Annotated in this window: 20 protein-coding genes; 7 read left to right on the top strand and 13 right to left on the bottom strand. The window is 49.0% G+C overall.

Annotated elements, in window-relative coordinates:
* Positions 1-2: 2 nt before the first annotated feature.
* The 9 genes from MWU63_RS16395 to MWU63_RS16435 form a co-directional block, all read right to left on the bottom strand.
* Positions 3-1,043: a hypothetical protein gene (locus MWU63_RS16395; protein ID WP_247078731.1), complete on the bottom strand. Its 1,041-nt coding sequence runs from the start codon at positions 1,041-1,043 to the stop codon at positions 3-5.
* Between the two features lie 734 nt (positions 1,044-1,777).
* A complete protein-coding gene (locus tag MWU63_RS16400) occupies positions 1,778-3,121 on the bottom strand; it encodes a fatty acid--CoA ligase family protein (RefSeq protein WP_247078734.1) in 1,344 nt (447 codons plus the stop codon).
* A gap of 3 nt (positions 3,122-3,124) precedes the next feature.
* A complete protein-coding gene (locus tag MWU63_RS16405) occupies positions 3,125-3,826 on the bottom strand; it encodes an SDR family oxidoreductase (protein ID WP_247078736.1) in 702 nt (233 codons plus the stop codon).
* Positions 3,823-4,134 (bottom strand): hypothetical protein, encoded by a 312-nt coding sequence (locus MWU63_RS16410; RefSeq protein ID WP_247078738.1) that lies wholly within the window; start codon positions 4,132-4,134, stop codon positions 3,823-3,825. The genes MWU63_RS16405 and MWU63_RS16410 overlap by 4 nt, the downstream gene beginning before the upstream one ends.
* Positions 4,135-4,154: 20 nt before the next feature.
* A complete protein-coding gene (locus MWU63_RS16415) occupies positions 4,155-4,751 on the bottom strand; it encodes a serine acetyltransferase (RefSeq protein ID WP_247078740.1) in 597 nt (198 codons plus the stop codon).
* Between the two features lie 123 nt (positions 4,752-4,874).
* Positions 4,875-6,167 carry a Gfo/Idh/MocA family oxidoreductase gene (locus MWU63_RS16420; protein WP_247078742.1) on the bottom strand — a complete coding sequence of 431 codons (1,293 nt, stop codon included), beginning with the start codon at positions 6,165-6,167 and terminating at the stop codon, positions 4,875-4,877.
* Positions 6,164-6,703: a dTDP-4-dehydrorhamnose 3,5-epimerase gene (gene rfbC, locus MWU63_RS16425; protein WP_247078744.1), complete on the bottom strand. Its 540-nt coding sequence runs from the start codon at positions 6,701-6,703 to the stop codon at positions 6,164-6,166. Before rfbC ends, MWU63_RS16420 begins: the two co-directional genes overlap by 4 nt.
* A 55-nt stretch (positions 6,704-6,758) precedes the next feature.
* The gene (locus MWU63_RS16430) at positions 6,759-7,757 is read right to left on the bottom strand and encodes an acyltransferase (protein ID WP_348646246.1); all 999 of its coding nucleotides are present in this window, start codon (positions 7,755-7,757) and stop codon (positions 6,759-6,761) included.
* 185 nt (positions 7,758-7,942) lie between these two features.
* Positions 7,943-8,692: a sulfotransferase family 2 domain-containing protein gene (locus MWU63_RS16435; RefSeq protein ID WP_348646247.1), complete on the bottom strand. Its 750-nt coding sequence runs from the start codon at positions 8,690-8,692 to the stop codon at positions 7,943-7,945.
* A gap of 771 nt (positions 8,693-9,463) precedes the next feature.
* Between MWU63_RS16435 and MWU63_RS16440 the strand changes: the two genes are divergently transcribed.
* The 6 genes from MWU63_RS16440 to MWU63_RS16465 all read left to right on the top strand — a co-directional run bounded on the left by MWU63_RS16440 (position 9,464) and on the right by MWU63_RS16465 (position 16,964).
* A complete protein-coding gene (locus tag MWU63_RS16440; RefSeq protein WP_247078747.1) occupies positions 9,464-11,479 on the top strand; it encodes an acyltransferase family protein in 2,016 nt (671 codons plus the stop codon).
* A gap of 132 nt (positions 11,480-11,611) precedes the next feature.
* Positions 11,612-13,114, top strand: coding sequence for an oligosaccharide flippase family protein (locus MWU63_RS16445; RefSeq protein WP_247078749.1), 1,503 nt, complete (start codon positions 11,612-11,614; stop codon positions 13,112-13,114).
* Positions 13,115-13,254: 140 nt separating this feature from the next.
* A complete protein-coding gene (locus MWU63_RS16450) occupies positions 13,255-14,310 on the top strand; it encodes a glycosyltransferase family 2 protein (protein WP_247078751.1) in 1,056 nt (351 codons plus the stop codon).
* Positions 14,307-15,239 carry a sulfotransferase gene (locus MWU63_RS16455; protein WP_247078752.1) on the top strand — a complete coding sequence of 311 codons (933 nt, stop codon included), beginning with the start codon at positions 14,307-14,309 and terminating at the stop codon, positions 15,237-15,239. The genes MWU63_RS16450 and MWU63_RS16455 overlap by 4 nt, the downstream gene beginning before the upstream one ends.
* A 7-nt stretch (positions 15,240-15,246) precedes the next feature.
* Complete coding sequence (locus MWU63_RS16460; protein WP_247078761.1) at positions 15,247-16,275, top strand: peptidoglycan bridge formation glycyltransferase FemA/FemB family protein; 1,029 nt, start codon at positions 15,247-15,249, stop codon at positions 16,273-16,275.
* A gap of 17 nt (positions 16,276-16,292) precedes the next feature.
* Positions 16,293-16,964 carry a polysaccharide deacetylase family protein gene (locus tag MWU63_RS16465; RefSeq protein WP_247078763.1) on the top strand — a complete coding sequence of 224 codons (672 nt, stop codon included), beginning with the start codon at positions 16,293-16,295 and terminating at the stop codon, positions 16,962-16,964.
* Here MWU63_RS16465 and MWU63_RS16470 read toward each other — a convergent pair whose 3' ends face one another.
* A complete protein-coding gene (locus MWU63_RS16470; protein WP_247078765.1) occupies positions 16,965-17,918 on the bottom strand; it encodes a hypothetical protein in 954 nt (317 codons plus the stop codon).
* A 1,004-nt stretch (positions 17,919-18,922) separates the two neighbouring features.
* Between MWU63_RS16470 and MWU63_RS16475 the strand changes: the two genes are divergently transcribed.
* The gene (locus MWU63_RS16475; RefSeq protein ID WP_247078767.1) at positions 18,923-19,819 is read left to right on the top strand and encodes a capsular polysaccharide synthesis protein; all 897 of its coding nucleotides are present in this window, start codon (positions 18,923-18,925) and stop codon (positions 19,817-19,819) included.
* An 8-nt stretch (positions 19,820-19,827) separates the two neighbouring features.
* Here the strand turns inward: MWU63_RS16475 and MWU63_RS16480 are convergent, their stop codons facing one another.
* The 3 genes from MWU63_RS16480 to MWU63_RS16490 all read right to left on the bottom strand — a co-directional run bounded on the left by MWU63_RS16480 (position 19,828) and on the right by MWU63_RS16490 (position 23,791).
* The gene (locus MWU63_RS16480; protein WP_247078768.1) at positions 19,828-20,733 is read right to left on the bottom strand and encodes a hypothetical protein; all 906 of its coding nucleotides are present in this window, start codon (positions 20,731-20,733) and stop codon (positions 19,828-19,830) included.
* A 267-nt stretch (positions 20,734-21,000) separates the two neighbouring features.
* Complete coding sequence (locus MWU63_RS16485; protein WP_247078770.1) at positions 21,001-22,995, bottom strand: right-handed parallel beta-helix repeat-containing protein; 1,995 nt, start codon at positions 22,993-22,995, stop codon at positions 21,001-21,003.
* Between the two features lie 574 nt (positions 22,996-23,569).
* Entirely contained in the window at positions 23,570-23,791 is a 222-nt protein-coding gene (locus MWU63_RS16490; protein ID WP_247078772.1) for a WGR domain-containing protein, read from the bottom strand.
* Between the last annotated feature and the right edge of the window lie 9 nt (positions 23,792-23,800).

A 23,800-nucleotide genomic window follows, 5' to 3' on the forward strand; every position in this document is an offset into this window, starting at 1 on the left:
TATTAAATCGCCGCTACGATTTTCGGTTTGGCCTGCTTGATGTTCCGGATAAGCTGCTGCAGCGCCCCACGGCGCTGCGCCAGTTTCGGATGCGCCTCCATCCCGGCTAACGCAAGCACCTTTTCCCAACGGTAAAGGTGATCGTGCCGTTCCAGGCACTCTAGAATATTACGTGTGCGGATCACTTCCAACCGTGCGGGCTGAGCGTCAAGATCAGACAGAATACTGCCAATGTCAGGACAAGCATAGGGAATATCAATCACCGAATCCGGCCAGTCTAACCAAGTTTTGAACGCGTCGCTATCTATGCGATTGCCTAAGATCACGGCTCCTGAAGCCAGCCCTTCCAAGTAGCGCAAACCGAATTCGACTTGCTGCCCGCGTTCCAGCGTGCGCTCGACTTTGGCGATATAGGAAAAGAAATAACGGGTACGTTGTAGTTGACCGATATAATTGTACCGGTGTTCCCGGTAATTTTGCATCTCCGCCCGACCGGAAATGGTTTCATAGGAATAATACTGCCCGTTCTGGTCAGCATAGTCGATTAATGCTTTGTGAGTAACTTCATGCTTGATCCCAACGCTGAGCATGTCTATCGCCCGACGGGGCGGATTAGGATACGGACAGAACTGCAGCATATCCACGCCCCAAGGCAGATAAAGGACTGGTACGGACAGAATGTCCTGCAAAACTTCCGCTGTTTCCGCGAAGGAGCATATGACAAAATCGAACTCATTCAGCCGCGCCACCAGTGCCCGCTGGCGGTCTAGGCTGTCAATCCAGAGCTCCTGTAGCCAACAAATCGCGCAGGCTGATCTGCGGCGCCAACCCCGAAGAGAAGACAGAAAATTGAGGTCCCGCAGCTGAGCCACACTGTAGAACAAGAGGCTGTAGTCCTGCGTAAGTGTTGTGTGCTGCAATCCTGAAGGTATTCCACGCGCACGCACCGTCAGACCGGAAAGCAAATTCTTCGCCTTAACGAGCGGGCGGATCGTCGCACTGTCGCTCGGTGCGTAAAGTGTGGCATTCTCCAGGCCGTCCAAGATCGTATCCTCGAACTCATACCCATGAGACCGCGAAACGTGGCTTTCCAGATTTCTCAGGGAGAAAACGGCAACACGTGGTGCCTCATCATTTGTGTTCGATTCTGACACCGTTCTTCCCAATTCTGTCAACAGAACTCACCCCACTGCCCCTTTATGCGATAGCACTCGAACCGTTCCATTTATACATGTCTACCGACTGGCCTTTAACGATAGTTATCATGTCGTAGCTGAAAATTGCGCCCTAATCATGAACAATACCTGACTAAACTGTGTATTTTTTCAAACTCATAAACAATCTTCGGAGCAAAGCTCAACACAACCCTAATCCTTTCCGTAAAGGATCAGCAAGATGCAATGACAACTACACAATCATAAGCGTAGGGTTGACGTAGCCACCAGATGGAAGATGGATGAGCCGCTAACATAAAGATTGTCCGTATCGTGAGCCCGCTGGTCTGGTTCCAATGATACAAATCTAGGAAGTTTCTTTGTGCTCCGCAACGAAACTTTACCCCTTTATGGGCATCTTAAATCCCTTATTTTCAATACTCAGCGCCCCGAGCGACTTAGCACAAGCCACCCAGCCGCCGCGCGCGCGTAGCTGTTTCAGGCGCTCCTCCTATGAACCCGCTCGGGTTAGGTCCGTGGTCCGCAGAGCATTCTTCGGATTCTCTATCTTTTTGGCAACGAGGTTTGATAGCGCCCTGCGTCAGGCAAGGTCTCCACGGTACTCATTTGTGCGCTCTGTGCTGCTTAAACCGCGCCGTGGTCAAAGCGTCTTGGGTGATCTCAATCTTCTGCGGAATTTTGTAAGACTCAAGCTTGCCGACAAGCCCCTTACGAATAGCTGTGCGTGCATCAGGGGCTGCAAATGTGGGGTCTTGCATGCGTACACGGGCGCAGACGATGGCGCCAAGAATTGGATGTGCCTTGCCAAAAACTGCGACCTCGGCGACGCCGTCAATATTGCGGATCGCAGCTTCGACCTCTGCCGGAAAAACTTTTTGCCCGCCAACATTGATAATGTCGCTGTCGCGGCCAAGAAAGCGAATCAGATCGCCTTTTACCTCGACCTGATCACCTGTTTCGTACCAGCCATCTTTGGTAAACGGCGAGGGAGCATTAAGGTACCCCAGCATCGCTGTGCGGGTTTTGATTTCCAAAAGCCCGTCGACCACGCGCCACTCAGCCCCGCCGAGCCTGATCCAGCGCGAACGGCTGTCTTCGGATTGCGACCGCAGCGCCCCGATTTCTGAGGTGCCATATTTCTGAATGATGCGGGTTTCTGGAAAGGCTTCCGTCACCCTTTCCAAAAGCCCCTGCGGCATCATTTCCGCCCCATATGTGATGATTTTGAGACTGGACAGGTCATGGTTTTCGGTCACGTTCGAAAGCAGCAATAGGTTCAGAAAGGACGGGGCGGTGGGCAGCACTTCGACCCTATGATCTTCGATCAAACGGCAGATTGTGGAGGGCCCGCGATCGGGCGGGCAGACGATGGTCGAGCCGTTGGCCAGACAGTAAAAAAGCGTGTCTATTCCAGCGATATGGTCAAAAAGCAGGAATGCAAGCGTAACAAAATCTTTGCCCGGGTTTTGAAACTTACCCAGAAGCCGGGTTGCATCATGAAGCGCGCCTTTTGATGCGCCCGTGGTGCCCGAGGAAAAAATGATCAGCCCCGGCGTCTTGTGGCTGCGCAGTATGTCGTAAAGGCTGTGCTTAGAATTTCCTGCTGCGCGCGTGATCTGGTTTGTCGCGGGATCGGCGATCCATTCCGCCGCTGCGACGTTTAAAAATTCATCCGCTTTTTCATAACTCGACGGTGCAACCGGCGTTACGATAGCAAGGACGCGCCACAGCGCAATCAGCCATGCAGCCGATGCGGCGCTGAAATCGCCACGCAACTGCACGGATGCGCCGGGTGGTACGTCATTTGCGTTCAGTAATTCTGTGACGCCTTCGATAAGACCTAACAGCTCAGCGTAGGAAACAGTGCTGCCATCAGGCTCTATAAAGGCGGTTTTTGGCCCTGCCGCACGAAAGCGGTCCAATAGAAAACCAACCGCTTCGGGCATTGCTTAAACACCACCCAGATAAAGGGTTTGTCCTGTGATGAAATCTGATTCGTCCTGCAAAAAGAAATCACAGACATTCAGCACATCTTCCATCGTGCCATAACGCGGGATGGCTTGTCGGGCGATCAGGGCTGTCATCTTTTCCTCGGGGACAGAGCCAACAAGATCCGTGGGAACCGGGGTTGGGCCAACCGCATTAACCGTAATACCAAGCGGTGACAATTCGCGCGCCAGCACCTCGGTCAGCGACACAACCGCAGCCTTAGAGGCAGCATAGACTGCTTCGCCTTCCAGCTTTAGCGGCGTTGCAACGGTGGCGAAATTTACGATACGTCCGTATTTGCGGCGGCCCATCAGTTTGGCAGCCTCGCGGCAGAAGAAGAAGCTGCCAAACACATTGGTGGCAAAGACCCGTTTCAGGGTGCTGCCCGGGGTCAGAAGCGCATGGTTCATCGAGGCTATGCCCGCGTTGTTGATCAACGCATCAAGACGGCCCAACTTGCGGCGTAAATCCTGAATCATCGCAACAACGGCCTTTTCATCCGCCACATCCAGTTCGTAGTGAACGTAGTTTTTGTGTTCTAAGTCGCTGGAGCCACGTGAACATCCCGCGACTGTCCAGCCACGCGCCAAAAACTTCTCTGTCATGAACAGGCCAATCCCCTTGCGGGTGCCAGTAATGACAACAACTTTGTTATCAATCATGCCTCAGCCCCTTCACCAGAAACTTCGACAGCATATTCTGCAAGGGCACGTAACGACCTGTAGGGGCTACGTTTGCGTGACATAGCAGCCTCTGACGCCAGAACGATATCATCGCCAATTTCGTCAGAAACATATTGCTCAGCTGCCATGACAACATTGACGAGTCCGATGGAATCAAGTGCGCTGCCATCGCCAAACAACACGGCATCGGGATCATCTGACACATGCTTGTCTTCAGGCAGGGACAAATTGATTTCTGCTACCGCATTTTTAACCGCTTCTATCGCAACTTCTAAAGTAAATGACATTTATTGATTTCCTGAATTGTTTAGTCAGATTCAGAGGTCTCAGCGACCTCTTTTGGAATAACTCTAGGCGGTGGAACGAACAGGGTGCGATCAGCTGGCACGTCGTTGGAAACAACACAGTTCGGGCCAATTGTAACATTGTCGCCAATCGTAATATCGCCGACAATCACGCAGCCAACGCCAAAGGAAACTTGATTGCCAATCACTGGGCCTTTGCCACGTTCCCAATCATTGCTGATCCCGAAGGTTACACCCTGCCGTATAACGCAATCATCGCCAAAGCGCCCAAAATCGTGAACAACGATACCGTGTTGATGACCTATTTCAAAGCGACGCCCGATGTTTGCGGTTCGGCGCATCTCGATACCATAAAATGCCCGACAAAAACGCCAGCCTATGAAGTAGAAAATGTCCAGCGGCCAGCAAAAAGGTTTGGGTAGCAAGGTTGCATAGACCCCAATTCTGTGGACCCAAAGGGTCTGGAACCCGGGTCTTGAGAAATCGCGGCGGTGCTGATTAAAGTCCTCTCTCGTAATTTTCCAAAAACCGATAGAGCGTATACGTTCTGCTTCTGTCAGAACCGGATCTTTAACATCATTTTTATCAATCTCATTCATTTAACACTCAACACATGAACTCAAAAAATAGCGGCACCTGCCGCTCAGTTTACCTAATTGATCAGATACATAGCATATTTTTCTAAAATTTTTGCAAATTAGAACAAAGAAACAGACTGATCTTTAAGAAGAAACAAAATAGGCGTCCTGTTCCACGCGCAATCGGTCAATCAGACGCCCTTCGGGCAATATAATATCGCCATAGGTGAGAGTTTTATCTTTAGGGATATCGTGCCGCAACACGCAACCCTCAGCAACACCCATAGGCAGTAAGCTTTCGGCCTTCACAACATTGGCATTTTCCGCTTCGCCGTAAGTCATATACCAGCCGATCCCGTCAAGCGTATCGCCAGCCTTCAGGTTCGTTTTCGCAGTTGCTACAACCTCAACTTTAGGGGCGCCAATCGGTGCCATAACGGCATCGCCAAACAACGCAACGCGTGCCGCGGACAAAGGAACCTCGAAATGACACAAATGATAGGGTGTGTAAAAACTGTAAAGCGGGCCTTCGCCAAGCTTGTACAAATTGAGATAATGACGTTGTTTAGGGTCTTCTATAGTGCCTAGAACATAGATTCCCGGACCTGGTTGGCTACCAACAACGTAATCAACGATCCCACCGCATTCTTTTAAAGCGTCAATGTCGTAGAAAGCTGTCAGTTCATCCACATGCCCGCGATGGTCGCGCCCGATCATACCTCGTTTTGAAACACACATGCCGGTGGCATTGGCAACAATCGCCTGTTCGTAGGAAATTTTCGACCCATCTGCAAAACTTGTCACCATGTGCGGCTGCTGCCCCCATTGCTCAGCAAAGCCTTTTTGGGTGGTCGGGTTTCGGTAAGGATCTTGCAAGCCTTTGATATTCCCGCAAACAAGCGGCGTCAGGCCAATTGATTTCACAAACCGAAAGAGGTTCATCTGCACCCCGGGCTGATCACCATCGCAGGCTGAAAGAACAACCCCAGCGGCATCTGCCTTGGCTTTCAGAAGCGGGCCAACGGTTCCGTCAAGCTCTGCATTCATCAGCACCATATGTTTGCCGTGCGCGATAGCATCGAGCACGATTTCCGCGCCAAATTCGATGGCGCCTGTCACCTCGATCAGCACATCAATGTTTTCCGCCCGGCACAAAAGATGTGCATCTTCAGCAATAGCTGGTTGCCCCGCGCGAATAGCATCTTCCAACGCATCAAGGCGTTTGACCTGCACGACGTTTTCGGCGCCTGCCTCTTGATAAGCGCGCCGCGCACCCTCGATATTTCGGTTCGAGATTGCCACCAGTTTCATACCGGGAACAGAGTTCAGGATTTGATTTGCGATGCCGCGCCCCATGAAACCGGCCCCGATCATCCCAACTTTAACCGGATTATTTGCTTCTGCGCGGCGACGAAGGGCTGTATCTACCAGTATCATCGTGTCGTCCCCTCGATCAAAGGCCAAGCGGCGTCTTTTTCTGAAATAACCACAACATCAACGGGCCAATTGATGCCAAGGGCAGGGTCATCAAAGCGATAGCCCCCTTCGACCCCGGGGGTATAAAACTCTCCCACTGAATACGTCACTTCAGCATCATCTATCAGGGTGAGATAACCATGCGCAAACATCTCTGGCACGTAAAGGGCACGCCTGTTCGATGACGTCAGTTCAACCCCGAAATGTTGCATATGTGTAGGAGAGTCTGGCCGCAGATCCACAATCACGTCCCATATTGCGCCAGCAGTACAGCGTACAAGCTTGGTTTCTGCGGCAGGGGGGGCCTGAAAATGCAGCCCTCGCATGGTTCCCTTTTTATGATTATAGGACAGATTGCCCTGTGCGACGGTCGGGTTGAGCCCATGGTCTTCGAACTCTCGCGCGCAGAAAGCGCGGGCAAAGAACCCCCTGTCGTCACTCAATTCTTGCAGATCAATAACGAAAGCACTCTTAAGCTTTGTTTCGGAAAAAATCATCTCTCAAACACCTGATATATTAAATCAAACCAGTCCATTCCGACTAAACTTATCTTTATCGCCTCGTTTGATAGAAAGACAAGTTTGTTTGCACATAACTAACAATTCTGCGGCGCCAGTGTTCAAACCGCACTTCAAACAAAGCATAGAAGGCAAGGGAAACGAGAAAGACAAACACTAGAAAAAGCAGTTTTCCAATATCGCTCATGTCACCCCCTAATAGGTTACGGACGATGCGCGTTGCTGGGAAATGAACGAGGTAAATTGTATAAGATAAATTACCAAGATGCCGGTCGATCCGCCCGCTTTTTTGCCTGACATTGAAGGCTATGAAAGGCAAAAGGAAGATCACCCAGAAAAGGGCGAAAACCTTATCAGCAAAATTGCTGCCGCTTCCGTAGATCAAATAGGGTCTCAGGTCTGGGGTCAGGACTGCGCAGAAGGCCATCACAAAAAACACTAAAATAGAGACATGAGCCATTCTCTTTCCGGGCTTCAATTCATACAAATACATCGTTGCACCCATCAGAAAGAGCGGCAGATACAGCAGAACCGTTTCCATCTCGTATCGGCCGCCAAGTAACAATCCGACCCCCCAGAGCAAAAGGGCGCACGCAAAAAAGCCGCCCCTCTGACGCAATGTTTGCAGTTTGGACAAAAACAAAGCGATTATTGGTAACAGAAGATAAAATTGGACTTCGATGTCGAGCGACCAAGTCACCCCTAGAATATCGGTTTGATGTGTTGCTACGCCCAAAATGGGGAGCGCTATCCAGATGTTAGAATGGATCGGGAACTGCAAAAGTTTGAAAAGCAGGACCGTGACCAGAAAAACGGCGATGTAAAGCGGCCATATACGTAAAAAACGGGACAAATAGAAAACCGGAATGCCTGCCGCCACATGAATATACCGTTCCTGAAAAACCCTCGTTACCCAGAACCCGCTGAGCGTAAAAAACGCCATGACCGCAACTTTTCCGATTTCAAATCTCGATACATGTTCGACGACAACCATCCATGCCAATAGAAATCTGAAACCGCCCGGCCCAAGCACCTAACAACCCCCAAAAAATTACGAAGCCTCGTCAGCCAATCTAACACGGCTTTGCTATGATTTTTAAAGATTCGGCCGCTTCGCTGATATTTCGGGACAATCTCTAAAAATAAGAGATATTGTTCACGTTAACTAATTTTTGTCGGATAAATATGGTACACAGAAAACACCCATAGACCGCTGGCCTACGAAAGCCCCAGCGCCCGCAAAATTCCCTTAAGCGGTCGTCGCTCCGGAGGATCGTCTTTCAATTGGCCCATGGGATTTAGGTTGTCCGGCACATAACCGAACCTATCGAAATCACGTGCATAGAATCGGGCTATCTGCTCGATCTGCTCAGTCGATGGTACGACTTTTTCGGTCTTCTGATTACTGTAGCTTCCGCGTTTATTGATCTTGGGAAGAGTTCTTGGGCCATCTGTGTCTCCCATCAGTTCGTCCAGCCACGAAACAAAAATATCAAAGCTTTGTTCCAGATAAAAGATTTTTGCTCCCTTCGGCACAATATCGTTCATCGGGCGCACGTGATTGTCGTAAATATAAGGGTTTTGGACGTATGCTTCTTCTATGTTGTGCAACCAAGTTCCAAAGTCAGTATCTGGTGGAATGCTTTTTTCCACTTCTTGCTGAAAGTGAAAGGAGCTCACAAGACGAGAGACCGGATGCCGCACAACCGTGAAGGAGGCGTCGAAAAAGTCCTCGGGAAAAAGCCGATGGAGTGCTTCGGCATTAATGTGCTGTGGAGACGTTTTGGACCACCGCTGCGTTCCGGGAATTAAATGAAAGGAATCGTCGTGAAACGCCAAAGCACCGAAACGGTTCTGAAGGTATTTCATCATAGACGAGCCCGCGCATTTGGGAACATGTGCGAAATAAATAAGTTTCGGGCCCGTTCGAAACATCGGCATTCCAATTTCTCCTGTCTGCCGTTTCATACCGTTTAAATAATTGTTTTATAAATTATTTGTCGCAGCGCCACCTAATGCTCAACATGTATTTTTGTTAAACCGAGCGAAGACCCTGGATTGCTGCTATATACACACATAATTCAGGGATTTGGGATATGAACATCCCAATCGACGGTCTTTTCTGGTTAACGCATTTACGGAACAAACCTCAATCATAGCCAATTCACTCAACATTATAATAATAGTAAGGTCAATAATTGTCGCTACAAAGTTTAAATGCGCCACATTTGAAAAACGGGAACTTAATAATTCCCTGTGGTCGCAATTTTCCTCGATAGGTGTAAAGCCGCATTTTCAAGAAGAGCAAATGCGCAGCACGATCTCAGCAGAACCTTTTGTATCCAAGCAAATGAAATGTTCGTCTTGGTTGAGCAAACCTGCCGCAAAAACACCAAAATTCTAAAGCTATGTTTTCTGGAAATTAGCACTCGCGTGCCGCTAAGCCTTCTCACAGCCGGGAGGTTATTTACTGTCAACGTGTTCGCGTTATCCAGCGAAGTTCCAACTGCGACCACCTCGCTGGCACTGATGGAACTGCAAAACAGATAACTGGTTGAACTGAGAGGAGGAGCTCTGAGAAAGCGTGAAAATTGTTCGAACAGCGCTGACACCAGAAATAAGAAAGATACAGTCGAGTTAGTTGTTAGTTGACTTCATAGAAAAGCCGTTCACTTTTAGTGCGGCTCGTATTTAAGGAATTTAAGGTGTCTATTGTTTATTGGAGTGACAGGAATATAGATGCAGCGATCAAAAAATCAGAGACAGATGCCAAATTCTAAGTATCAGAGAAGTATAACGTACAGCCCTGAAATTGATGGTCTCCGAGCAATCGCTGTTATTTCGGTCATTATCTATCATTTGAAAATAGGGTCTACGGGGAGTTACTTCCTCCCAGGCGGTTTTCTTGGAGTCGACCTTTTTTTCGTGATCTCTGGATATTTGATCACCAAGATACTTTTAGCTGAACTGGACGCGAGCGGACGTATTTCGATCACGAAATTCTATTGGCGCCGCGCCCGTCGAATTCTGCCAGCCTTGCTGTTTGTGATCATCATCTTCATCCCAATCGCTTGGATCATCCTGCTTCCGAGCGAGATTGAAATCTTTGCGCATTCGTTGCTAGCGTCCCTATTGTTCTATGCAAACATTTTTTGGCTCGAAACACAGAGCGCCTACGGTGCGCAATCGGCACTGCTTCAACCTTTCTTACATATTTGGAGTCTGGCAGTCGAAGAGCAATTTTATATTGTGTTTCCTCTGTTTCTAGCGTTCCTACACCGACGGTCGTGGGTCGGTTTTGCAATTCCTGTTTTGATAGTTTTGGGCCTAATTTTTGCCTATACAACGACACTCTGGAAACCAAATCTTTCTTTCTACTCTCCGACCAGTCGTGCGTGGGAAATGCTTGTTGGCTCCCTAATGGGATGGTTGTCTCTACGCTCTAACCGATTTGGAAAAAGCTTAACGGATAAACGTCTGCTACCGACCGTTGGCATAATCATAATTCTTTGGTCAATCGTTACATTTCGCTTTAGCGAAATCGTCCACCCTGGTCTTGCCACTGCCCCCTTAATTCTCGGTGTTTTCCTTGTAATCTGGTTTGCCGAACCACGGGAACCCGTTACACGGTTACTCTCAACCAGACCATTCGTGTGGATCGGATTGAGGTCTTACGCGCTATATCTCTGGCATTTTCCCATATTTGCGTTCGGGCGCCATCTGAACGCCCTGCCCGAACCATTAGAGAAAGCGACATGGATCGCGTTAACTTTCGCCATGGCAACTTTCAGCTACCGCTTTGTAGAAGAACCGTTCCGCCGTCGCGTCACAAAACTCACATTTGCTGGCTTTGGAAGTGCTATCGCAGCGTGTGTCATTGGTTTTACAATCACGGTGTCAATAAATCAGGGTTTTCCAAATCGATTTCCTCAACTCCAAGCATTGTACGGGAAGAATGAGTTTGACAACGAAGTCCTTCGCGACTTGTCGTGGTCAATCCTAGATAACCTGGCAGGAGAGGAAAAAATCGAGACTTGGAATGCACACGCGCCCTCGCAGAACGAACAGAATAATCTCTGGTATCCAGATACCGATCAAATAAAGATTTTGATCGTGGGCAATTCGCACAGCAAAGATTTGTTCAACGCTCTCTACCTCAACAGTGACCATTTCCCTGATCAGGCGTTTGCACATTTCGGTATGGAATCTTCTTTTCCCGCCAAACAGCGCGAGCTGCTTTATGATGCTCCAAACTTTCAGGCAGCGGACATCGTGCTGATCTCATCGAAGTACTATGAGGCCACAGTTGAAAATCTTCCTGGCTTTATCACTCAACTTCGTGACTTGGGAAAACGTGTTGTGCTTGCGGGCAACACGGCCGAATTTTCGTTGATTGGTAACATGCCAATCTTCGACTGGTACATCCGGCGAGAGGGCAAAAATGTTTCTCTGTCTGATCTAGGAACAATCGCACACCAACATGAGAATGTTGAAACCCACAAGCAAAGCGAACTTGTCAAAGACATCGCTGAAGAGATGGACATACAGTTTCTGGATCGACGCATGCTTGTCTGCAACGATGCTGATGGAGTTTGCGATCTCATTACAAAAGGCGGATGGAAAGCTCTCTACGACTATGGGCACTGGACAATCGACGGCGCCCGCTACTTTGGGCAACGAGCGTCAGAATTAGACTGGTTATCGCCAGTTCTGAGTGAGGTCCCTCAGCTTCGAGGGCAACTAAGCACCAATTGACATTCCTGACGAACGAGTGGTTTTTCGACTTGAGTTATCCAGGCATATGGCCAAACAACAACAAAACAGCATTTTCATTTCAAGGTTAATCTGATTCATTGCCATCAAAAGTAAGTGGTAGACGAGGGTAAAATGACGTCGAAGGGCACTAGTCCGAGTAGAAGTGCCGCTCTTGTCGCCGGAGCGGTTACTTTGCTTGTCTCAGGATTGCTGCGTCAAGGCCTAGGTCTGCTGACACTTGTCGTAACCGCCCGGTTGCTGACACCTGAGGATTTTGGTGTTGTAGCCTATTTTATGATCGCAGTGGCATTTCTGGAAATGTTGCAGAGACAGATTTCCATGTCTTTGATCCGAATTGATGCGGTCACATCCGAACATTTCGAAACCGCACTTACCATGCAGTTTATCTTTGGTATCAGCGCCGCATCTTTGTTCTGGGTCGCCCAACCGCTCATTGCTGGTCTTGGCATCACGGCATTGACTCAGCTGGCACCCACGATGTCACTCATGTCGATCATTATTGCATTCAGAAGCCCTCGCTTCGTGCTGTTCGAACGCAATCTCCAATTTGGTCGGGCCGCTGCGGAAGAGACCGCTAATCGAATTATCTACTCTGTGGTGGCGATATGGTTGGCGTGGTTGTGGCGTGATTATTGGGCCATCGTTGTTGCAACTTTCGTAAGCCAGTTGGCACGGAATGTATGGACATTTTCTTTCGCGCCCATGTCTATACGACTCTCCCTTTCACGATGGCGCGACAGTTTTTCATTTTCGACATGGTCAATGGGTGCCCAGATCGCCCAGTTCTTCGCAAAGGATATGCCACAACTTGTGATCGGACTGACCCTTGGACTGGCAGATGCTGGCCTGTTCCGACTTGGAAACCGAATTACAACACTGGTGACAACCCAGTTTTTTGCCCCAATGCAGCGCGTCATCTATCCCGGCCTTGCCGATGTGTCCCGCAATACAGATCGTCGGCAAGAGGCCTTCGTCAAGCTGAACTCGTACATGCTTGCGATCCTCTTACCCATCAGCGTTGGTATAGCGTTGATCGCCGAGGACGTTATCTTGGCAGGCGTGGGGTACAAATGGATCGTTGCGGCACAGGTAATTTGGATACTCGCCCCCCTGAAAGCACTTGAAACGCTTCAAGCGAATGTAAGGGCGGCAGTATATGTCGAGGGTTCTACGAAGGTTTTATTTGTAAGAAACATTATCCTTCTGGTGATTGTTTGCCTGTTTATGCGGTTTGGGGTTAACTTCGATTTTTTCGGAGCGGTGATCGCGGCCGGCGCGTCCAGTTTAGCCGCCCTTTTCATGACACTCGTGCTTGCAAGACGATTTGGAACAGGGGGGTTCTTTGACCCTCTCCTTTGCGGATGGCGCAGTTTTTTGTCCAGTGCCGCGATGGCGATAGCCGTTGTTGCAATAGGATGGTTGCTTGAAACCGATTCATTTTCACTACAGATTTTCACTTTAATCCTGATCAAAGTTCTCATCGGAATAATTGCTTATGTTGGAATCCACTTTCTGCTGTGGACCCTCGCCGGAAAGCCGGATGGTTTCGAAAGCGTGGTACTTTCATTCCTTAGTCGCATTCGCAGATATGTCGCTAAACGCCGGGCTCAGTAAGATGGAATGCTACACTGAGAGCAACACCTTTAAAAGAGTTTTGGTACACCATTACATTTTCTACTGTATTCTGAAATTTAGAACTTAGTGGGGCGCGCATTGAAACGAGAACATGATTTAACGATTTAATGGATTTAAAAATGGCTGCGAACTCAAAGACCCAACCCGTAAATGGCCAAATGGATACAATGAGCCATAATGTTGGTACTTTGGAAAATTCTAAAAAAGCAGTCGATATCACTGCCGTTATTGTCAACTACAACACGCGCGAAGTCACTGAGAATGCGATCACATCAGTGCTACGTTGTACAGGTGGGCTAGAGGTCGAAATCATTGTCGTGGACAACGCCTCCAGTGACGGTAGCGTTCAGGCGTTTCGCGCAGAGTTTCCGCAGGTCAAGGTAATCGATACCGGTTACAACGGCGGCTACGCGTGGGGCAACAATGTCGGCATCCATAAAGCCCGGGGACGTTACGTATTAATCCTGAATCCCGACGCACTAATTCATGAAACCACACTAAAACGCGCAGTCGACTATATGAACGCCCACCCTGAGGTAGGCATTCTCGGAGCGAGTGTCTCGTTGGAAGACGGTTCTCGACAGTTGACTATTTTCCGATTTCCTTCACTAAGCAACTTATTCTGGCACATTTTTGTTCCGAACCGCGTTATCCGGAAAAGCCGACATTTCGGCGATCAGCGTTACGCTTCTCAACCCTACGATCAAGCTATCGATGTCGATGTCGTTGCCGGATGCTTCATGATGCTTCCCCGCAAAGTAATTGATCAAGTCGGTTTGATGGATGACCGTTTCTTCATGTATAGCGAGGAAACCGAATGGTGCTTACGTGTGAAGCAGGCTGGCTACAGTGTCCGATATAATCCGGACGTCCAAATTACTCACTACGGAGCTGTATCTACCGGGCAGTCGTCGCCTTGGAAATCCGTTGAAATAACAAGAAGCCAGATCCTCTTTCTACGAATCTCCAGAGGACCCGCCAGCGCAATGGCTGCAACAGTCTTAATGCTTTTAGGGGAATTGTTTCGAGGCGTCTGGTTGTTGCCAAGTCTACTACGTTCTTCGAAAACGCAGAAAGCTGCCCTCTGGAGCGCGAAGACAGGCTTCTTAATAAAAGCCCTCTTTAACCAACCTAAAGGTCAGAAACCTCCGCCTGCGGAGCTCGCTGGAAGATGAAATCGTGGATCAAAACCGTGGTTCGTACCAGCGTCCACACTATTCTTTCCCCGTTGGAAGCGCGCCTTATTGAACGCTATAAAGAGGCCCAGTGGCCACACGTTTTTATAGTAGGTGCACCTCGATCAGGCACATCGCTTTTTTACGAACTTCTTGTCACACGATATCGTTTTGCGTTCTTTTCTAACCTAGCCCACAGATTCTACAAAACACCCGTCGCTGCCAGTTGGTGTGGGCGATCCATTATCCAAAACCGCAAAAGCCAGTTCAGAAGCAACTATGGACATATTTCCGGATGGTCCGCTCCGAATGAAGGCGGCCAAATATGGCAACGCTGGTTCGAAGACGGTCCTTGGACCGACGAAAGCGCCTTGCCCAACCTGCCTTCAGCAGAAATACGGGCAACGCTTGCAGCCATGTCGCGAGTTTTTGACGCTCCTTTTGTAAACAAGAATGTTATGCATTCTAACCGCCTTCGCCTTTTACAAACGCTTTTTCCCGATTGCTTAATCCTGGAAATGCGTCGTGATCCAACGGAAACCGTACGCTCAATAATCCGGGCACAGCTCCGCGAAAAGGGCCCAATACTTAACGACGATCAATGGTGGTCGGTACAACCCTCAAACGCAGGTGGTGCTGATTTGATTGAACGGGCTTGCCTGCAGGTCACCGGTGTTGCGGACGACATCGCCCGCGACACTGGTCTTATGGGGCGCAAAAACCACTTAGCCGTTGACTACTCCGGTCTTTGCGCAGACCCCTCACTGATGCTTGATCAAGTTGAGACTTTCCTGTCTTCGAACGGTGTTCCGATGGAACGGAGGCAGGATATACAAGAACATTTCCCAGCGCCCCGTTCTAAGCCTCTAGACCTCGAAATTGAAACGCGTATCCGCGATCTGCTGGAACAACACAGAGCTAGTTGGTGAAACAACCATGACCCTCCCAAACCTTACCGTTCGTCCCGTCGACTCCGCCAATTGGCTAGGTGTCTCCAGTGAGTTCGAGGACATTACTTACGAACAGAGCGCAACATACGGTCAGGCTGCTGCTGCACGGATCGGTGCAGAGGTAATGTTCGTCGCTTTATATAGCACAGAAGGGAAACTCGTTGCTGCGGCTTGCCTGCGTTTCAAACATCTTCCTGGTATAAAGCGCGGTATCGCTTGGATCGCTTCGGGACCGCTGGTCCGGAAGCTTGGAAACCCAGCCTTAAGTCCCGAGCAGCTACGCGCCGTTTTTGCCACCCTGCGTGACCATTGCCACGCCGCAGGCCATATTTTGCGACTACGCCTTTCTGCAGTAACAGGCTTCGCCCCCGAAACAATCGACGGTTTGATAACACTTGAAGGGTATCAGCCCACTGATCGATCCGTATCCTACCGCTCTGTTATAATCGATCTGGAACAGGAGGAAGACGCGCTAATGCGCGCGCTTCACGGAAAGTGGCGCAATCCTCTGCGAAATGCACTCAAATCCGGACTTTCACTTGAACAAGGTTCTCTTGCCGAGTTTTCCGAGAGATTTCACCAGCTTTATGAGGACGTCCGAAGGGCAAAGGGGTTCTCTCCTGATATTCCACCCGAATTTTATTACACTCTCTCTGGGTCCGGTTTCACTCAAGAGGCGCTCATTGCTCGCGAGGGCGGTCAGGATGTTGGCGGCATGACAATCGGAATAACGGGGCCCAATGCCGTTTATCTGTTCGGCGCCACAACTGCGGCTGGACGGCACCTGAATGCAGGGCACTTCCTAATGTGGAAAGCGATGCTACACTGCCGGGCGCGCGGAATGCGCCGCTTCGACCTAGGTGGAATCGACGAGGCAGACAACCCCAGCGTTGCTCGATTCAAGTTGCGGACGGGCGGCGCAGATGTGACCGCTCCTGGCCCTTATGAGAGCAGCCCTGATGGGTTAATCCCGAAACTGATACTTGGGGCTGAAGCACTTTATAAAAAATGGTAGGGCAAGGGTTGAAGCAAGTGATCGGTTTGAATTTTCATGGAATAGGTTGCCCAGAACGCGATCTGGAACCAGGAGAAGCACCCTATTGGATCAGCGAAAAACAATTCATCGACATACTAGACCGGGTTCAAAACTGCGTAGATCCAAAGCGCTACGTTATCACGTTTGACGACGGCAATCTTTCAGACCACCGCATCGCCCTACCCGCACTCGTCGCGCGCGGCCTTGCGGCCCGGTTCTTCGTTTTAGCGGGTCGCTTGGGCAAAGTGGGGTCGCTCAACGTGCCTGATGTACTTGAACTTCAAGCATCTGGCATGCGTATCGGAAGTCACGGATACGCCCATGTCCCCTGGGCAGGGCTGAAGGGTGAAGACCTTGCCCAAGAGATTGTCCGCTCCCGCGAAATACTTGAAGAGATCTGCAATCAACCAGTCAAAGAGGCCGGCATCCCCTTTGGAAAATATGATGCCCAAGTTTTAAAAGCACTGCGTCGCGCAGGTTACTCTTGCGCCTATTCAAGCGACCTTGGACCCATGAACTGTGCAGATTTCCTGCGACCCCGAACCTCCATTCGAGACGACATGACGACTGCAGATATCGACGAAATACTAGCCGGTACCTTGCCTCTAAGGCAGCGGATTCGCCGAACGCTCAGCATGGCAAAGCGACGGTATTTTCCGCTGTTCTGACTATATCTGAGCCTCAGCAACTGGAAATCTCGTATATCTGATCTTACGATCAGATGCTTCATCTTCCTGAATGGGTCCTTCTATCTCTTCTTGCCCCTGCGCATCGATAAACCAGATACCCGCCCCCAGAAAGAACATGTACAAGCAATAGGTCGCATCCCACATATGCACCGAAATTACTGCGAAGCTTATGCCAAATACGGAAATCAGATATCCGGTCCTAGCTGTCGCCAGGGCCCCGCTTAGCGGTGCACGCCCAATTCGACGGAACAGAAGAAACAGGATTACGAGCATGATGATGAGTGCAGGCAAGCCGTAACGTAATGCAATCAGCAACCAGAAATTGTCGACGCTCGACTTCAGCCAAACAGGGCGCGTCCAATCTCCTAGACCAATGCCAAAAATTGGGTTGTTCATGACATCGTCACTTGCGTTGTTAAAGATGATGATCCGAGTCCATGCTGTCGCTTTGGAAAACGTCAAATGGGATGCGATGATTTCAAACGCTGTACGGTTCGAAAACACCTCTATCACTAGGTAAGCCAGCCCTGCCCAAGCAGCCAGTATGTTCCACTTCTTTTGCACATTTTGGAACACACTGTTCCACACACTCAGGAAGAACTGTACCATTATGCTCAAAAATGCCCCAGACGACAGAGATGTTAAGACAGCAAGAACGACGGCAGCCGGCCGCCATATTTGGCCTCGGTTTCCGTCGTTACTCCGCAGCGTGTACCAGACCAGTGCGAAGGCGGGCGAACAGAAGACGCCGAATAGAATCGGATGTGGCATTGATGCCTGTGCACGTTCAAAGCCAAACCGAGGATCCTTGGTCGCGTTGTTGTAAACATTGAAAATTTTGTCAAACAAATCGAGCAAAATATTTTGCCCAGTTACGCTTTCATAAACACTGAACGGTAAAAGCCCCAGAACGATAAAAAAGAGCCACTTCACAAAAAACCTGAATGATTCCAAATCACGTATGGCTGCCCTGGCTATAAAATAAGGCCCAAGTGTTTCGATAATGTAGATACCCGAAAATTCCCACGTCGCGCCCACTCCATGATTGACTGCCAATGAAAGAGCGGACCAAACCGCAAACAAAATTACTAGATAATCGATTGATCGAATCTGTCCCGCTTTCCCTGACATACAGAAAAAAATAGCTGGTAAAAAAAATACCAGAAGTACAATCCGGTAGGCGCTAAACTTCAAACCGACCAGGTAGAAAAAAAACGGCATCACGAAAGACAGCAGCAGTAGAACCACCCATGTTTTTCGTCCCGCTGAAACGCCTGCATTTTTTGAAGAACTTGCGATGGTATTCATCGTCAATCTTTTCCTAACTTAAACCTCAACTAACCACTCTTTAGCAGGCTTGTCCAAATAGGGGTAGCAACTCAGCTGACCTAATGGGATGAACTGCTTTACCATCTGAACGCAGGTCCGGTTGCGTACACTTGTGGACAAGAAGGAACATACTAATGGGAATCGTAGTTCTTGGTTTCGATTTGGGCAAGACTGATTAAACCTTCGCGAGATTGAAGTGCTACAATGCGGAAGTTTTTCGAAAATATATCTAGCAATCCCAAGAAACCAAAGACACTGCCTGTTCTGGAACGTGTGGTTTTCAAGCGCTGCAAAATAGTCCGTTTTCTTCGGTGTGAGAGGGGTGAATCCCTGATTTGGCTTTCGTGCAGTATGGTAAAATTGTTCCGACTGCCATCGTCGGCACTCCTGCTCCGCTAGGATGACACCCGAAAAATACACTAGCCTTTTGATAGTATGGATAAAAGATAAACAGAACTATAATCTTTATCGCGAAATCTACAGGAAAAAAGCCACCGATAATCAAGATTTGGAAATTAGCTTCAACCACTCAATTGGGGCTGACTACACTAACCGAAGCCGTTACTATTTATTCTGTTAATTTTATTTTCGAATTGAAAGGCTATATAGTGCCCTCTCATAAACCTTGGGTTTGGTTTTTCGCCTCCGTTGTGAGGATTAAGCAGTTTCGGAGTATCGGCCGCCGCATCAAGCGCAAACTGACGCATAAATCCCCGGATGGTTTTGAAATATCTGCACCACGGCTGATCCCAAAAACCGTTTGGATCTTTTGGGATTCCGGAGAAGAAAGAGCGCCTGACTTGGTCAAAATGTGCATCGCTTCATGGCGCGAACAAAACCCGGAATGGACAATTCATGTCCTCGACAAAGATTCTGTTTCTCAATTCACAACATTGCCAGACCTTTCCCCCGAAATTTCGGTTCAGGCATTTGCAGATCTACTACGGTGCAGACTTCTCAAAGAACATGGCGGCGTATGGGCGGACGCAACCACTTTTTGCGTGCGTCCTCTGAATCACTGGCTTCCCATCGTGGCCCAACAGGGTTTCTTTGCGTTTACCTGGACAAAAGCGGACCAGTGGTTTCTTTGGCCAGGGTACAAACGAGAATTGACCAATTGGTTCTTGGCTTCAGAACGTGACGGGGCGATAATTTCAGTCTGGGAAGAATACTGCTTTGACTATTGGGAGGGGCGCTTGCACCCACACCTATATTTTTGGCCGCACACTCTGTTTGAAACGTTGCTGTATATGCTCCCTTCATTTCGAAAAACCTACGAAAGCGTTCCAAAGATTGGATGTTTGGGGCCACATATCGTTCACGATTGTATTGTTTCCAATCGAGACGTGGAAAAGGTTTCGTTAATCATTGCAGATGGTGCTGTTCCCGTTCAGAAACTGCGATGGCAGTGGAACGAGGAACAGATCGCAATGGCAAAATCTCTTTTACTAGGGAGCGAAAAAGCTTCGGTGCAGCCTTTGTCTACTGCAGCTGAAAACTCTTGAAACTAAACTCAAGAAGTGGCCGACGGCTTGAAAATCATTCTTGGGTATCGTTGTTCCAAATCGTGCAGGTCCTGTTCGTAACGATCGACTAAACGGGCAGCGTCAGCCTGATCAAGCGGTTTGAAAGCTGTACGACCATCCCCAATTGGCAGCTCTTCATAATAAATGCGTCGCACCTGTGCTCTACGTTCCTCTACCGCTAAATGCCGATCAATTTTCTCTGCCTTCAAAATCGCATCGTGCGAAGGTGAGGTTGTGCGCACCGGTGGGGGTAACTCTGGAAACTGGCCAACATCCTGCCCAACAAAAGACGTAAGGATTTCCTGCGAATGAGCACTGTAATCTTCATAACGCCATAGCATGAGCGAGGCGTCCGGAAACATCGCCATCAGGCGGTCAACAAGATCTACCCAGCTTGGGGGGGTTCTGCTCATATTGGTCAGAACTTCATCCAGCCAATCTGGCTCCGGGGCAATTGTCTTGATCGTCTGCGCAAAAGCCGACGGCAAAAGCCGGTCAAAAGACCGGACACCCAGAAAAAGCTTCAGCTTTGTATCCTTTGCCAAACTACGGATCGTATGAAGACCTCTTAGATCCGGATAGATGGGCGACGTGAAAAGATCATATGCGTAGCCCAGAAGATCTTCATCTGAAAGCAATACAACATCACCACCTTCGCGCAATTTCTGAAACTGCCTTTTGAACAGCCTTTCAACAGGCCATGACCACAAATTTTTACGCCAGCGGCTTGGATCTGAAAACCTTCTTTGAAGAGGGCCAAATCGCTCTCGAGGGATATAGTCAATTCCATGAAGCGCGATGTTATTTTGATGCGCTAGCAAGGTATCCTGTAAATGCGTTGTTGCTGTCTTATGCGCACCCAAGTGAACACGCAGCTCTTTTACAGGCTCCATAAACACGCCTCCTGCAAACCTCGACTGCCTATGAAGACCAAATCTGGTGACAAGGTTAAGCTTTGGATTGGATAGAATAAAACCACTTCAGCGACCGCGCCTTTTAATACGTAACAAATCCATTTTTCGTGAAATTCAGAAAACTCTTTAAGTCCCAAATTTTCAACAGCTCTGTTGACTACTTTAGGGTAAAATACAAACAGCACCGGACAAACACCTTTAAGGCATTTTATCCAGTGCTGCTTAAGGTATCGCACACCCTATTTCTTAACCAAAGAACGTATCACCCAAGACCGTCTGATCTTCGATAAACTGAACTTCGTCATCAATTTGGAAATTACTGACTTCACCATCTACATAGCGTCCCCAGCCAGTCCCAATATTCCAGCCCCATTCTCGACCACCCGCACCGACAAAGTCAAAATCTGTTCCTGTTTCATCAAGTACCAGCACATCGTCAACAATGACCTGCAGACGATCAGTCGCCTGATCAACCAAAAGCGAGATCTGATGCACCTCGGTATCGTTCAAGCCAATGTTAGAGACTTCAAATCCTTTGTGAAATTTGCCTGTCGTGTTTGCAACATGCGCTATGAGACCATCGTCGGTTAGGGTCAGCGCCATCTTCTTGTGGTTCCAGATCAATCGCTGCTCACTTCCGTCTGCGGTATGACGGGCGAAATCTACTGTGAAGGCAAGCTGCTCTGATTGTTCAAACTGTGTCAGGCGACCAAGCTTCGCGTTATCTTTGTCACCGTCAAAGCTGAGAACACTATGCGTGCCATAGTCTATTACCTGCGAGTCACCTTTCAGTGTTGCCTGATTGTTTCCTGGCAATCCAGCGATATCCAGCGAATAGTCGTCAAATATCATTGCCCCATCAGAACTACCACTTGTTCCAGTGTCCGCCGGTGCTGTACCTGTGTCCGCCGGTGCTGTACCTGTATCTGCTGGCGTCGTACCTGTATCTGCTGGCGTCGTACCTGTATCTGTTGGCGTCGTACCAGCACCAGTCGTCGTTCCGGTACCAGACGTCGCGCCAGCCGAAGTCACGGAAGAACCCCAGTTTGCTGGCCATGCGTCATATGGAAGTGGATAAAAATCTACCAGGCTAGAGCCAGCACCCGCAGCTTCAATCTCGCCACCTGGCTTCACGCCCCACTGATTGTAGCCATCCGCCTGACCTGTCGCATGATATACGAACACGTCATCATAATATCCTGGCGCGTTCGGGTCGGTGTTCTGGATCAGAACGTTGTTGCTAAGGGTCCAGTTCGATTGTCCATTATACCCTCTGACGTCCGGCGTAACATTATTCTCGATAACCACGTTTTGAGAAAAATGAGAAACTGATATTACTGGTACGGCAATACCCTTCGTCTCTCCGCGATCAATTGCTACAACTGTATTATCTCGGATGATCAGCCCGTCAGCTTCTGCCACAACGAGACCGTTAACATGCGCGTTATATATGATGTTGTTTTCGATTAAAATATTCTGATAGAACATGCTGGTGTCATTTGGATCGACGCTATTGTTCCCCATAAACAACGTCTGGCCATGGTCTCCGGTTCCCATATCAAAAACATTGTTGCGGATCACAACATCCGAGCTTGCCTGTCCGTGTTGAACACTCTTACCAAACTGAATCATGTCCCGGTGGTCAGAAACCCCGATTGCTGCAACAAAATCATGGAGGTAATTGTTCTCAAGAACCATGTTGTGAACATTGCCGAAAACCATGCCATCGGCTCGGATAGCATGCAAGTCATTACCCGCAACAACAAAGTCCGTCACAGTCGTTCCCGAGATTCCTTTCCAAAAGTCAAAGACTTCATTGTTAGAAACTTCGATCGAGGTCGAGTTCCGAATGGCCAACGCACGGCCAGTTCCGGTACCGTCCAATAAAGTCGAAACGCCTTGCGTAACATCACCGTCAAAGACCGAGTTCACGAACTTGATGTGGTCGCTATTTTTTACAGCGAATGGTTCGTAAGTATCACGTTCTCCGCTGCTGAACGTGTAGTCAAATAAGATGCTGTCGAAGGTTACGTTCGACGCCCCGTCAACTCGCAATTTGGAAAACGATGCCGGTGCATTCGGATCAGCGGAGGTTATTGTAATCTCAGAGGAGAAGCTGTCACCAGAATTCAGCGATAGTTGCCCGTAGTCACCACTCGCAAGCCTAATCTCGTCGCCGCCCGTTGCGGCGCCCAATGCGGCAGAAAGTTCCGCCGAGTTACTTACGTTAAAAACAGACATATTGCATTACTCCTGCCAAGTCTTGAGCCCCGTGCATCACTTACGCAGGACGTTTCAATCATGCACCCCGAAAGCTAATAATCTGGTGTTTTGCGGCAAAAACGCGCCCAGAATATGGCGCATAAGTGTTTTCTTGCTTATGGAAACAATTTGTTCGCCTTAAAACTTGCACCTGTCACTTGACAGGCACAGATTCTTCAGAATCAGAAATAGTATTAGCAGCCAAATACTTACCTTTTGACGCCAAAGCGCCCGAATCGCATAGACGGGTTCTGTTTTTACTCCCCAACTGCATCTTCGGTCGTTGCCAAATCCTTTTCTGTGTCCATTGCGTCGCTGCAATGTTTCCAGAATGCAGCCTAATGTTAAGCGTGAAAAGGTTGCCCCCCCGCATCCTTACGTTTTTGTGGGGCCGCAATTCTGCACCATCGGTTTTTTCCACGGCACCGACTAGGTTACCGGTCGTTGCGACATACCGCTCCACGAGATTATGCATCCGATCCGCCTCTTCACGATAAGGCGGATACCCCGCTGGATTGAAAGCATCTGTCGAAAGAGAGAGCTGATACATCCTTTAACCATACCCGCGTTTCAGTTTCGCTTTTTGCCATGCGTCCTGTTCAGCAATGGCTTCAGTCTCTGATGGAAAAGACTTTGTCAGGCTTTGCCCTCCATGGCGCCCGATCCTGCCCCATCTGCGCATTAGAACCCATGTGCCAAACAAATCCCGATCAATATCGACCGCATAATAGCGGTGGAGGTTATCCTCATCAATGTGGCGTTCCAGATAGACCATCCTCTTTCA

It is taken from the genome of Pseudohalocynthiibacter sp. F2068 (genome assembly GCF_023015645.1).
In the GTDB taxonomy this organism is placed as follows: Bacteria; Pseudomonadota; Alphaproteobacteria; order Rhodobacterales; family Rhodobacteraceae; genus Pseudohalocynthiibacter; species Pseudohalocynthiibacter aestuariivivens.